Genomic DNA, 11,959 nt, shown 5'->3' with positions numbered 1-11,959 from the left:
GCTTCCGGTTCATTCCGGATCTGGAGGCGGCCATGCATCACCCCAAAACCCATCCCCTGAAGGCGTCTGTCATCGAGGTGACGGACGCGTCCGAGTATGTCTCCGCGATCAAGACCGTGAACCGGGGCGAGGGATCGGCCATCGATGTGGTGGAGTCCTTTGCGCTGACGGCGTCCGCGCCGTCATTCACGCGGTCGGCCAAGCTCTATTCCAGCACGGGCGCCAGCATTGACGCCAAGGGCTATAGCGCTGTCGAAGTGGTGGGGGAGGGCGTCATTCTCACCCTCAGCCTGACCATCGAAGGGACTGGCTTCACCCAGGTTTTTCAAGGGCAGCTGACCGGCCTTGAGGGCGGACAGATCCATGACGCCCTGCTGGTCCAGGGCGGCGCTCTGAACGTGCCCAGCGGAGAAAGCTTCACCGTCACCGGGCAATTGGAGGCCGTCTCCAAGGGTGCGGTCGGGGTCGGCGGCGTGCTGAACGCGACGAACCCGCTGACAATCTCGAACGGCGGACTGGTCATCACCCAGACGGGTCAGCAGCCGTGCGCCATCACTCAGACCATCGTCGCCGATCAAGGCACGATCGTGGGCCTGAACCCGAACTCCACCCTGACCGTGGACGGACTCAGCCTCAGCGACGATTGTGTGATCGAAGCCGTGGACGCCAGCTCCACCATATTGTCGGCGACGCCGGTTCTGCTGGCGCCGGACAATCCTTCAAAAGTCGCACGCATGGTCGCGGTGAACGCCTCGAAGGTGACCTTGAAACCGGGCGGGGTCTATCAAGGCTGCGGCGTGACGCCAGGCGGCGGCGGTCAGGCGGTGCGCGTGGACACGCTCTCCAATGAGGGCGGGGTCGTCGAGCTGGGCGGGCATGGCGCGCTGAAATGCACGCAATTTGACCAGACGGACGGCCTGATTTCCATGACGCTGACCGATTGTCAGAGCGAGGGACCGACCCTGGTCGTGGATGAGGGCGGCGCTGTCACCGGCGGCGCGTTCATCATCAAGGGGCCGGGCGCGCGGGCGGACCCGCCGACCCAGACCGTCAAGCTGCCGCTCGTGGTGACCGTTTCGGGCAATAGCCTGCCTGACCAGCTTAACGCCATCGCCCAGCTCAAGGCCTTCCCCGCCAGCGTGACCGCGTCTTTGTCAGTTGAAGCTGAAAACGCGCTGGTGCTGACCCTGACGCCGACTTGATCCGCCAGTCTTTTGGGCGATCGCGCGGGCATTGCTAGGGCTGAAATTCCGTCAGCGCAGACTCATCCAGCGGGCCGCGTCCCAACCAGGCCAGCGCCTCTTCCACCGTGTGAAAAAAGCGGATGGAGAGACTGTCCTGTGACGCTGGAAAGAAGAGCGGCCAAAGCTCAAGCATCGGTTTGAGGCCGTCCGGGACACCGGCGAAGGCGGACTTGATCGCGTGTTCGGGCGAGCGTTCCTGCAAGGTGCGCTGACGCTCAATGGCATGATCCACCAGCGCGGTATGATCGATATCCATGGTCACATCAGGCTCAAACAGGGTCAGCAAGTCATAGCTGACAGGGAATTTGGGATTTCGGAATAGTCCCACCACCTTGTCCATATCCCCGCGAACCAGTCGCCCAGTGTTGTGAAACACGACCAGGCGCTGGGAGTGATCTATGCACGTCGAAAAAGGCATGGTCGTCTCGTCTGCTAGGGAGCGGCTCAATTGAACGCGTATAATTATATAACCTGAAGCGAGCAGGTTTGTATGCGGCGGCAACAAAAAACCCCGGCGGATCGCTCCGCCGGGGTTTGTCGTGCTCGCGATGTAAGATCGCTTACGCCATGGCGCGCTGGCGCAGGACGTAGTGCAGGATGCCGCCATTATTGACGTAATCGAGCTCGTTCTCGGTATCGATCCGGGCCAGCAGCTCGGTGGTTTTCTTCGACCCGTCAGCAAACGTGATCTCGAGGGTCACCTGGCTGCGCGGTTTGATGCCTTCAATGCCCTTCAGCGAGATGGTCTCCTTGCCGGTCAAGCCGAGGGACGACCAGCTTTCGCCGTTCTGGAACTGCAGCGGAACCACGCCCATGCCGACGAGGTTGGAGCGGTGGATGCGCTCGAAGCTCTCGCAGATCACGGCCTTGACGCCCAGAAGGCGGGTGCCTTTGGCCGCCCAGTCGCGCGACGAACCGGTGCCGTATTCCTTGCCGCCGAAGACCACCAGCGGGGTGTCCGCCTCGGCGTACTTCATGGCTGCGTCATAGATCGGCATTTCTTCGCCGGACGGCTGCAGCTTGGTGACGCCGCCTTCCACGCCCGGAACCATCTGGTTCTTGATGCGGATATTGGCGAAGGTGCCGCGCATCATCACATCGTGATTGCCGCGGCGCGCGCCATAGGAGTTGAATTCGCGCGGTTCGACGCCTTTTTCCTGCAGGTAGAGACCCGCCGGGCTATCGGCCTTGATCGAGCCGGCCGGGGAAATGTGGTCGGTGGTGATCGAGTCGCCGAACAGGCCCAGAATGCGGGCGCCGTCGATGTCTTTCGGCGGGGTCACTTCGGTGGTCATGCCGGTGAAGAAGGGCGGGTTGGCCACATAAGTGGATTCCGGCCAGTCATAGGTCAGGCCGCCAGACGTCTCGATGCCCTGCCACATGGCGTCGCCCTTGAAGACGTCGGCATAGCGCTTGGCGAACATGTCCGGGGTCACGGCAGAGCGCACCACGTCGGCGATCTCGGCGGAGGTCGGCCAGATGTCCTTGAGGTAGACCGGATTGCCGTCGGCGTCTTCGCCCAGCGGATCGGTCGCCACATTGATGTTCATGGTGCCGGCGATGGCGTAGGCGACCACCAGCGGCGGGCTGGCCAGATAGTTGGCGCGGACATCCGGGCTGACGCGGCCTTCAAAGTTGCGGTTGCCTGACAATACCGACGTGGCCACCAGATCGCCGTCCTTGATGGCTTTGGAGATCGGCGCCGGCAGCGGGCCGGAATTGCCGATGCAGGTGGTGCAGCCATAGCCCACCAGGTTAAAGCCCAGCGCGTCCAGATCGTCCTGGAGGTTGGCTTTCTCCAGATAGTCGGTGACGACCTGGGAGCCCGGCGCCAGCGAGGTTTTCACCCACGGCTTGACCTTCAGGCCCTTCTTGAGAGCGTTGCGCGCCACAAGACCGGCGCCCAGCATCACGGACGGGTTGGACGTGTTGGTGCACGAGGTGATTGCGGCGATCACCACATCGCCATGACCGATGGAGAAGTCTTCGCCTTCGACATTGACGCGCTTGGCGGCTTCATCAGCCTTCTTGAACTCGTCCTTGAGGACATTGGCGAAGGCGTCAGCCGCGACGTCGAGCGCCACGCGGTCCTGCGGACGCTTGGGGCCGGCCAGCGACGGCACGACGCTGGACAGGTCCAGCTCCAGCGTGTCGGTGTAGACCGGCTCGTCCTTGCGCTCGGGGCGGAACATGCCCTGCGCCTTGGAGTATTGCTCGACCAGCTGGACGCGGTCTTCGTCGCGGCCGGTGGCGCGCAGATAGTCCAGCGCCTCGTTGTCGACCGGGAAGAAGCCGCAGGTCGCGCCGTATTCGGGCGCCATGTTGGCGATGGTCGCAGCGTCTTCCAGCGACAGGGTGTCGATGCCGGCGCCGAAGAATTCCACGAACTTGCCGACCACGCCTTTTTTGCGGAGCATTTCCACAACGGTCAGCACCAGGTCGGTGGCGGTCGCGCCTTCCGGCAGTTTGCCGGTCAGCTTGAAGCCGACGACTTCGGGGATCAGCATGGAGATCGGCTGGCCGAGCATGGCGGCTTCGGCCTCGATGCCGCCGACGCCCCAGCCCAGAACGGCCAGGCCGTTGACCATGGTGGTGTGGCTGTCGGTGCCGACCAGCGTGTCGGGATAGGCGTAGGTGACGCCGTCTTCATCCTTGGTCCAGACGGTCTGGGCCAGGTTTTCCAGGTTCACCTGGTGGCAGATGCCGGTGCCCGGCGGGACGACGCGGAAATTGTCAAACGCGCTGGAGCCCCATTTCAGGAATTCATAGCGCTCGCCATTGCGCTCGTATTCGCGCGAGACGTTTTTCTCAAAGCTGTCGTCATGGCCGAAATAATCCACCATCACAGAGTGGTCGATCACCAGATCCACCGGAACCAGCGGGTTCACCGATTTCGGATCGCCGCCCAGAGAGGTGGTGGCGTCGCGCATGGCGGCGAGGTCCACAACAGCCGGAACGCCGGTGAAGTCCTGCATCAGCACGCGGGCCGGGCGATAGGCGATTTCATGGCTGGACTTGCCGGTCTTGGTCCAGGCCGCGACGGCTTCGATGTCGGCTTTGGTGACGGTGCGACCGTCTTCAAAACGCAGCAGGTTTTCCAAGAGGACCTTCAGCGTGTAGGGCAGCTTGGAGGCGCCGTCGAGGCCGTTCTTCTCGGCCTCTTTCAGATCGAAATAGGTGTAGGTCTTGCCTGCGACCGTCATTTCGCGACGGCACTTGAAGCTGTCCAATGAAGCCATGTTTGGTCCTCGTTGTCGGGCCTGGCCGCCGCGGCTGAGAGAGGGTGCGGGCGGTCCTGGCGGAGTGTCATGCGCGATCACATGACGGAAAGGGTTTCGCGCGGGTTTTAATACTGTCTGCGCTGCGCTGCAATGCGGGCGAATGTCGGAGATGCGTCTATCTGCTTTATCGCAACGCATTCGCAATTCGTGACAGGCTAGGAATGAGTGCGATAGGAGGTCTGTGAAGACCTGCGACATCTCAGCCTTGGACCCGTGGTCCAAGTGAGGCTAAGTCATCAGGTGATGACCCCCGCCGCTTTCCATCCTGAACCGATCATCGTCTCTGATCTGCGCCTTGAGCGCGGGGGGAAAGCCGTGCTGACCGGGTTTTCGCTGACGGTCGAGCCGGGCGAGGCGCTGGTGCTTCTGGGGCCGAACGGGTCGGGCAAGACGACGCTTTTGCGCGCCCTGGGCGGGCTGGTGCGGCCCTTGAGCGGCGAGATCAGGCTGGACCCGCAAACGGTCGCCTTTCTCGGCCATGCGGACGCGCTCAAGCCCTCTGAAACCGTCGAGCAATCGCTACAGTTCTGGGCGGGGCTTTATGGCGGCGACGCCAGCCAGCTAGACGCCGTCATGGTGCGAATGGCGCTGGCGCATCTGGCGCGGCGGACCTGCGGGACATTGTCGGCGGGGCAGAAACGACGCACGGCGCTGGCGCGGATCGCGCTGTCAAATCGCTCGGTCTGGCTTCTGGATGAACCTGCCGCGCCGCTGGATGCGCGGTCGCGCGAACGGCTCGCGGCTCTTGTGAAGTCCCATTGCGCCGCGGGCGGGATCGTCATCGCCGCCACCCATGTGGATCTGGGCTGGGAGGGCGCACGGGTCGAGGATTTGCGCGCCGCCCCCACAAAAACCGGGGCGGGTGTGGGATGAGCGCGATGATGGCGATCTTCAGCCGCGAGCTGCGTCTGGCGTTCGCCGGCGGCGGCGGGCCGGCAGGACCGGCGGCGTTTAATCTCGCCGCTCTGGCGTTGGCGCCTCTGGCCATCGGTCCGGATGCAGAGACCCTGCGGGCGGCCGGGCCGGGCGTCATCGCCTTTGCAGCCTTGCTGGCCACCTTGCAGCCCGCCGAGCGGATATTCAGCGAAGACGCTTCAGACGGCACGCTCGAGCTTTATGCCTTGTCGCCGGTCGGACTGGCCCTGGCGGTGTTCATGAAGACGCTCGCTTTCATCATCGCGGTGTTCTGGACCATGCCGTTTCTGGCGTTCATCGGGGGGCTCGCCTACGGACTCGACGTTTCTTCAGCCTTCGTGCTGGCGTTGGGCCTGGCGATCGCGGCGCCGGGACTGGCGTTCATCGCCGCCTTTGCGGGCGCGCTGGCGGCGGGATTGAAGCGCGCGGGGCTGTTGATCGCACTGATCGCCGCGCCCTTGCAGGTGCCGCTTCTGGTGTTTGCGTCGGGCGCTGGGCGGGCGGCGATGGACGGGACGGGGCTTGCGGGCCCCAATCTGATGATGGCGCTGGCGGGTTCGCTCGCCGCTCTGGCGCTGGCGCCGCTTGGCGCTGCGGCGGCGTTGAAAGCCCGTCTGGAATGATATTGCTTGCGGCTCAGCGCCGCATCGGCTTGCCCGACCGGGCCGGCCCGGCTAGGTGATCGGATCATGTGGAGCTATTTCGCCAATCCTGAGCGGTTTGACCGTCTCGCGCGCGCTGTCCTGCCCTGGTGCTGGGGGATGACGGCGGTGCTGTTCGCCATCGGCCTGCCCTGGGCGCTGTATTTCTCGCCTGAGGATTATCAGCAGTCCGACACCGTGCGGATCATGTATGTGCATGTGCCCGCCGCCTGGCTCGCCATGTTCGCCTATGCAGGCCTGGGTGGCGCCAGCTTCGTCTACTTCATCTGGCGGCATAACCTGGCTGATCTCGCCGCTCGCGCGATTGCGCCGGCGGGCGCGGTCTTCGCCTTTGTGTGTCTGGCCACCGGTGCGCTCTGGGGTCGACCGATGTGGGGCGCCTGGTGGGTCTGGGACGCGAGACTCACCTCGATGCTGGTGCTGTTCTTGCTCTATCTGGGCTATATGGCGCTGCGCGCCGCGATTGAAGACGAAAAGCTCTCGGCCCGCGCGGGCGCGATCCTCGCCATGGCGGGCCTGATCAACCTGCCCATCATCAAGTTCTCGGTGGACTGGTGGAACACCTTGCATCAGCCCGCGAGCGTTTTTCGTTTTGACGGGCCGACGATTGATCCGTCCCAGCTCTGGCCACTGGCGATCATGGCGCTGGCCTTCACCGTCCTGTACCTCGCCCTCATCCTCACCCAGATGCGCGCCATGCTGATGGAGCGTCGCGCTGACGCGCTGGAGCGCCGCCGTGAGCGGCGTCTGGAACTGGAGGCGGAGCTATGAGCGCGCTCACTGAGTTTTTCGCCATGGACGGATACGCCGTCTATGTCTGGGTGTCGTATGGGTTGAGTTTGCTGGGCAGCGCCGGGTTGGTCTGGCTGTCGGTCGCGCGTCGCCACGCGGCCGCCGCGCGTCTCAAACGTCTTGAAGCGCTCGAAGCGACGTCGGCCGAGGCGTCGGTTGCGGCGCAAACGGATGAGGATGCGGCATGAAAAACCTGATGACCTGGTTCCCGGTGATCGGGGTGGGTCTGCTTCTGGCCATTTTCGCGATTGCGCTGCTTCGTCCCAGCGAGGGCGGCGGCGATCCGATCCTGGGTCAGCGCGTCAGTGACCTGAACCTGCCGCTAGAGCCTGTGAGCTTCGCGGAGACCGGATATGAGCCCAATTCTATTGAAGGCCCGTATCTGCTGAATGTCTGGGCGTCCTGGTGCCCGCCCTGCCGGGTGGAGCATCCATACTTTGAAGCGTTGGCGGCGCAAGGCGTGCCGATTTACGGCGTGCTGTATAAAGACGAAGAGTCAGACGCCGCCCGGTTTCTGAACCAGCTGGGCGATCCGTTCGCAGGGTTGGCGGCGGATCCGGAAGGCCGCGCCGGGTTTGAGCTTGGGGTCACCGGCCCGCCTGAAACCTTCATCGTGGATGGCGAGGGCGTCATTCGCGCGCGATGGCGGGGGGCGGTGACGGATATTGTCTGGATACAGCGTTTCGCCGAGCCTTGGGCTGAAGCGGGCGGACAGCCGATAAGCTGGACGGACGCTCAGTAATACGCCGGAAATCTGCCGCCGGGCTATTCAGCGGCCGCGGCGGCTTTTTTCTTCTTCTTCTTTTTCTTCTTGTCGCCGCTTTTGGATTTGGCCTTGGCGGCCTTCTCGGCAAGTTTGGCTTTCTTGGCTTCTTCGCGAGCAGCTTCAGCGCCCAGCTCGGAGGCGCGAGCGATGCGATTGAGCGCTTCGACGAAGCTGGCGCGCTTGTTTTTGGGCAAGGCCATCAAAATAGCGTCGTCGGCGGCCTTGGCCCCGGCGATCACGGTGGCGTGCAGCTTTCTGCCTTCATCCGTGAAACGGACAGAATTGGCGCGCGCGTCGCCCGGAGCCTTGTCGCGCACCAGCAATCCCTTGGAGGCCATGCGAGAGACCAGCTCCGCCAGTGTGGAGCGGTCTATGCCGGTCGCGGCGACAAGTTGGGTCTGGGTCAAGCCTTCAGCGTCATGCACCGCGCAGAGTACGGCGAACTGTCGCTGTGTGATCTGGACGCCGCCGGTCGCTTCTGAAAACTGCTCCGCAGCAAACTGCTGCGCGCGGTGCATCAAATGACCGGGCGAGACATTGAGGTCGAAATCCAGTGCGTCAGCCATATTTCACCCTCCGGCGACGGAACAAAGCAACCATACCCCGGTTTAGCGACGTTTCAATAACAAGTCCTTCTTGATACGGAATGACCTCAATAAAATCTAATGCTGCAAGGGTTTTGACATGGACGCGCAAGAGCCTGATTTCCTTCATGCCACACCTGAGGGTGAGGATCGCGAACGCCGGATTTGCAGGACTTGCGGCTTCATCGATTACGTGAACCCCAAGATTGTTGCTGGCGTTGTCGCGACCCATTCTGACGGGCGTGTGCTGATGTGCCGGCGGGCCATCGAGCCACGCTCCGGTTATTGGACCTTGCCTGCGGGATACATGGAGGAAGGTGAAAGCGTAGAGCAGGCGGCCTTGCGCGAAGCGCGCGAAGAGGCCTGCGCCAGACTTGAGCTTGAAGGCCTCCTGGGTGTTTATTCAGTGCCGCGCATCTCGCAGGTCCAGATCTTCTTCCGGGCCCGTTTTGCGGCGCCGGATATCGCCGCCGGACCTGAAAGCGAAGAGGTGGCCTTGTTTGAGTGGAGCAACCTGCCGCTCAGCGACCTGGCCTTTCCAAGCGTCAAATGGGCGCTGGATGATTATCAGGCCGGGCATGGACGTACGCTGCCGCCCTCCATGCGCACACAGACGCCAGAAGTAAAACCCTATTAGGTTTGCCCGGTGTTGGCGCTGCACAAAGTAATTTGGTCAAGCGTTTCGCCGAGCTCATTGAGATTGATGGGCTTGGCGAAATAGCCAGAGGCGCCTTTCTCGCGCAAACGCTGGGATGTGCCGCTTGTTGCGTCAGCTGTGACGATGATGACCGGCGACTCCGGATATGCATTGCGCAACATGGAAAGCAGCTCTTCTCCGGATAGTCCGGGCATGTGCAAATCGAGCAATACCACATCGGGATCCTGTTCGGTGAGATCGAGGACTTCCAGCGCATGCTCCGCGCTGACAGCCTGAAAGACGGACCAGCCGGCGCTTTCCAGAAAGTCAGCTAGAAGTTTGCGGTTGATGGTGTTGTTCTCAACAACCAGAGCCGTGCGGGTGCGCGCTGGCGCCGGAGCTTCTGCACGCGCAGGCATAGACGGCTGCATGTGAGCTGGGACGGCGCCTGGCTTGGCGGCGGTATGAGGCAAGCGCACCCAGAATCGGCTTCCAGCGCCCAGTTCGCTCTCGACGCCGATTTCACCGCCCGCCAGATTGGCGATTTCCTGCGCGATGGTCAGACCGAGCCCGGTTCCCTCATGGCGGCGGCCGGGGCTGTCATCAAGCTGGTGGAAGCGATCGAAAATAACCGAGAGCGCGTCAGGCGCGATGCCCGGCCCGGTGTCGGAGACGCTCAACTCCATCCATCCCGGCTCGATCATGCGGCCGCTGATGGCGATGGCGCCGGCCTCGGTGAATTTGACGGCGTTTCCTGCGAAGTTTGTCACAATCTGCAATGTGCGGGTTGCATCACCCATGGCCAGAGTTTCGAGGACAGGAGCAATGTCGAGTTCCAGAGCCAGGCCCTTTTGTGTCGTCTGACTGCTGATGGTGTCAGCCGCAGCTCGCAGAAGGTCTGCAGGCGTATAGGGAACGGATTCAAGCACCAGTTCGCCCGCTTCGATCCGAGAAATGTCCAGAACATCATCTATGAGCCCACGCAAGGCGTATCCGGATGAATTCAAGGTGCGCAGGTAATCGCGCTGTATTGACGTCAGGTCTGTGTGTTCCAGGAGCTGGGCCATCCCCATCACGCCGTTCAGGGGCGTGCGGATTTCGTGGCTCATATTGGACAAAAATCGCGTCTTTGCGGCATTGGCGAGCTCAGCCTTGTGTTGTGCATCGCGAATGCGGAGGCTGGCGTCGCCGAACCGTCGCGCCGCTACGATGAAATGCATCAAGAACAAGAGCCCCGCGATCAGGACCAGGCCGTACTCCATATGTGGGCCGTCAGGGCCGAACATCGCCATCAATGGCAGACTGATCAGATAAGCGGCATGGGGAAGCCCGCCCGACAAGGTGAGCGCCATGTCCTGATTGGAATGAACGGCGATGTGAAAAAGCGCGCCGCACAGGAAGAGGAGCGCGACCGCTTCGCCTGTCGCGCCCCAGGAATTCCACAACCCGACGCTGACCAGCGAATAGATCGCCGTGGCCTGAAGCATGGAGAGGTTTGCGGCCAGTTTCTCGCCATTCGAGATCGGGCGGGTTCGCGTGGCTGAAGCGAAACGCGAGAACACCCAGCGATCAAGGAGTTGAGTACTCAGCGCCAGCAGCGCGTAGACCAGCGCGAAGACAGGCATGCCGCCCAGATACAGAACCGCCGAGCCGAGCAGTGACAAGCCGATCCGGGTGGGCAACTCTTTGGCGCGACTTAACGCGACGGTCCGATAAGCGTCCAAAGTGGCGGCAGACTGCAACATGCAAGCTCCGAAAGCGTGAAGAGGTCAATCTGGGTGTTAAAGCGTTTCCATATGGTGAGACGTCTCGACGGTCAGGGTTCAGACCGCGTCCAGAATCCGTTCAACCGGACGCCCCAGCGCGGCTCGTTCGTCATGGATCAGCACCGGGCGCTCTATCAGCTTGGGATTGTCAGCCATGGCCTTGATCAGCTGATCTTCATCGCTGACGTCTTTCAGACCGAGCTCTTTGTAAATCGCTTCCTTGGTGCGCATCAGGTCGCGGGCGCTGGACAGGCGCAGCTTTGAGACGACGGACCTGATTTCGTCAGCACTGGGCGCATCCTTGAGATAGTCTCGGATCGTCGGGCGATAGCCATGCTGTTCCAGCAGGGCGAGGGCTTCGCGCGATTTCGAGCAGCGCGGATTATGCCAGTATTCCATGACGTCTCTCCTTATTCAGTCGTCTGCACAGCGGCCAGCAGGGCTTTGGCGGTGCGCAAATGCATGTGTTCGACCATTCGCCCCTGTACCGGCACCGCGCCCTTGCCCGCATGGGCGGGATCATCAAACGCATCCACCACGCTCCGAGCCCAGTCCAGTTCAGACGCGCTTGGGGCGAAAGCCTTATGAACAGGGTAGATCTGGCTGGGATGAATCAAGGTCTTGCCGTCAAATCCGAGCTGGCGACCCTGCCATGCTTCGCTCTCAAGACCAGCCTCGTCAGTATAGGCGTTGTAGACGGCGTCCAGAACCGCCAGCCCCATGGCGCGCGCCGCCAGCACCATGCGCGCCAGATGCGGCTCGAGCGCCCGGCGGCGCAATTCGCCTTCGGGCAGACACAGCCCTTCCGCCAGGTCATTGGCGCCGGCGACTAAGGCTTCAAGCCGGTTCAGGGGTGCGGCGCGGGCGATCGCCTCGACATTGAAGACGCCGCGCGGCGTTTCGATCATCGCCCAGACCGGCCCGTCATAGCCCGCCTCATCAAGGCGCTTGCGCACCGCGCTCAGCTGTTCGGCGTCTTCGAGCTTGGCGATCAGGACCGCGTCCGGACGGCTCTGGGCTGCGATCATCATGTCCGCCGACAGATCAGGCGATCCGGGTTCGGCGATCCTTAACACCGTGAACAGATGATGGCTTCTGAAGCGCGTGACGGCGTCCAGCGCATTACGCCGGGCTTCGGCTTTGCGTTCGGTCGCGACCGCGTCTTCAAGATCGATGATCAAGGCGTCCGCGCCCAGGCCTTGCGCCTTGTCCAGCGCGCGCGGCTTATCGCCGGGCACGAACAGAACCGAGCGCAAAAGGCGTGCGTTTGCCTGTAAGAGTGAGGAATCGTCAGTCATGGTGGAAAGGCTTA

General features: G+C 62.6%; 13 protein-coding genes. 7 read left to right on the top strand and 6 right to left on the bottom strand.

Annotated elements, in window-relative coordinates; all coding sequences use genetic code 11:
* Window positions 1-32 precede the first annotated feature (32 nt).
* Window positions 33-1,202, top strand: coding sequence for a hypothetical protein (locus tag G405_RS0106330; RefSeq protein ID WP_022700670.1), 1,170 nt, complete (start codon window positions 33-35; stop codon window positions 1,200-1,202).
* A gap of 34 nt (window positions 1,203-1,236) precedes the next feature.
* On the opposite strand, the gene G405_RS0106325 is transcribed toward G405_RS0106330, so the two are convergent.
* Both G405_RS0106325 and acnA read right to left on the bottom strand, forming a co-directional pair.
* On the bottom strand, window positions 1,237-1,662 hold the full coding sequence (locus G405_RS0106325) for a hypothetical protein (protein ID WP_022700669.1): 426 nt from the start codon (window positions 1,660-1,662) through the stop codon (window positions 1,237-1,239).
* 142 nt (window positions 1,663-1,804) lie between these two features.
* A complete protein-coding gene (gene acnA, locus G405_RS0106320; protein WP_022700668.1) occupies window positions 1,805-4,483 on the bottom strand; it encodes an aconitate hydratase AcnA in 2,679 nt (892 codons plus the stop codon).
* 285 nt (window positions 4,484-4,768) lie between these two features.
* Here acnA and ccmA point away from each other — a divergent pair, with 285 nt between their 5' ends.
* The 5 genes from ccmA to G405_RS0106295 all read left to right on the top strand — a co-directional run bounded on the left by ccmA (window position 4,769) and on the right by G405_RS0106295 (window position 7,636).
* Entirely contained in the window at window positions 4,769-5,398 is a 630-nt protein-coding gene (gene ccmA / locus G405_RS0106315; RefSeq protein ID WP_022700667.1) for a heme ABC exporter ATP-binding protein CcmA, read from the top strand.
* Window positions 5,399-5,406: 8 nt separating this feature from the next.
* Window positions 5,407-6,063, top strand: coding sequence for a heme exporter protein CcmB (locus G405_RS0106310; RefSeq protein ID WP_233345997.1), 657 nt, complete (start codon window positions 5,407-5,409; stop codon window positions 6,061-6,063).
* Window positions 6,064-6,129: 66 nt separating this feature from the next.
* The gene (locus tag G405_RS0106305; protein ID WP_022700665.1) at window positions 6,130-6,873 is read left to right on the top strand and encodes a heme ABC transporter permease; all 744 of its coding nucleotides are present in this window, start codon (window positions 6,130-6,132) and stop codon (window positions 6,871-6,873) included.
* The gene (gene ccmD / locus G405_RS15210; protein WP_022700664.1) at window positions 6,870-7,082 is read left to right on the top strand and encodes a heme exporter protein CcmD; all 213 of its coding nucleotides are present in this window, start codon (window positions 6,870-6,872) and stop codon (window positions 7,080-7,082) included. The genes G405_RS0106305 and ccmD overlap by 4 nt, the downstream gene beginning before the upstream one ends.
* Complete coding sequence (locus tag G405_RS0106295; RefSeq protein ID WP_022700663.1) at window positions 7,079-7,636, top strand: DsbE family thiol:disulfide interchange protein; 558 nt, start codon at window positions 7,079-7,081, stop codon at window positions 7,634-7,636. Before ccmD ends, G405_RS0106295 begins: the two co-directional genes overlap by 4 nt.
* A gap of 23 nt (window positions 7,637-7,659) precedes the next feature.
* On the opposite strand, the gene G405_RS0106290 is transcribed toward G405_RS0106295, so the two are convergent.
* Window positions 7,660-8,226 (bottom strand): MarR family winged helix-turn-helix transcriptional regulator, encoded by a 567-nt coding sequence (locus tag G405_RS0106290; protein ID WP_022700662.1) that lies wholly within the window; start codon window positions 8,224-8,226, stop codon window positions 7,660-7,662.
* A gap of 118 nt (window positions 8,227-8,344) precedes the next feature.
* On the opposite strand from G405_RS0106290, the gene G405_RS0106285 reads away from it, so the two are divergent.
* Window positions 8,345-8,881 carry an NUDIX hydrolase gene (locus G405_RS0106285; RefSeq protein ID WP_022700661.1) on the top strand — a complete coding sequence of 179 codons (537 nt, stop codon included), beginning with the start codon at window positions 8,345-8,347 and terminating at the stop codon, window positions 8,879-8,881.
* Here the strand turns inward: G405_RS0106285 and G405_RS16440 are convergent.
* The 3 genes from G405_RS16440 to G405_RS0106270 form a co-directional block, all read right to left on the bottom strand.
* Window positions 8,878-10,626, bottom strand: a complete 1,749-nt coding sequence (locus G405_RS16440) for an ATP-binding protein (protein ID WP_022700660.1) — start codon at window positions 10,624-10,626, stop codon at window positions 8,878-8,880. The genes G405_RS0106285 and G405_RS16440 overlap by 4 nt on opposite strands.
* Window positions 10,627-10,704: 78 nt before the next feature.
* Window positions 10,705-11,046 (bottom strand): arsenate reductase (glutaredoxin), encoded by a 342-nt coding sequence (gene arsC, locus G405_RS0106275; protein WP_022700659.1) that lies wholly within the window; start codon window positions 11,044-11,046, stop codon window positions 10,705-10,707.
* An 11-nt stretch (window positions 11,047-11,057) separates the two neighbouring features.
* A complete protein-coding gene (locus tag G405_RS0106270) occupies window positions 11,058-11,945 on the bottom strand; it encodes an HpcH/HpaI aldolase/citrate lyase family protein (protein WP_022700658.1) in 888 nt (295 codons plus the stop codon).
* Window positions 11,946-11,959 lie beyond the last annotated feature (14 nt).

This window comes from Oceanicaulis alexandrii DSM 11625 (genome assembly GCF_000420265.1).
GTDB classification, from domain to species: Bacteria; Pseudomonadota; Alphaproteobacteria; order Caulobacterales; family Maricaulaceae; genus Oceanicaulis; species Oceanicaulis alexandrii.
Note: the sequence above shows the minus strand (reverse complement) of the source record. Positions and strands in the feature narration are given on the sequence as shown.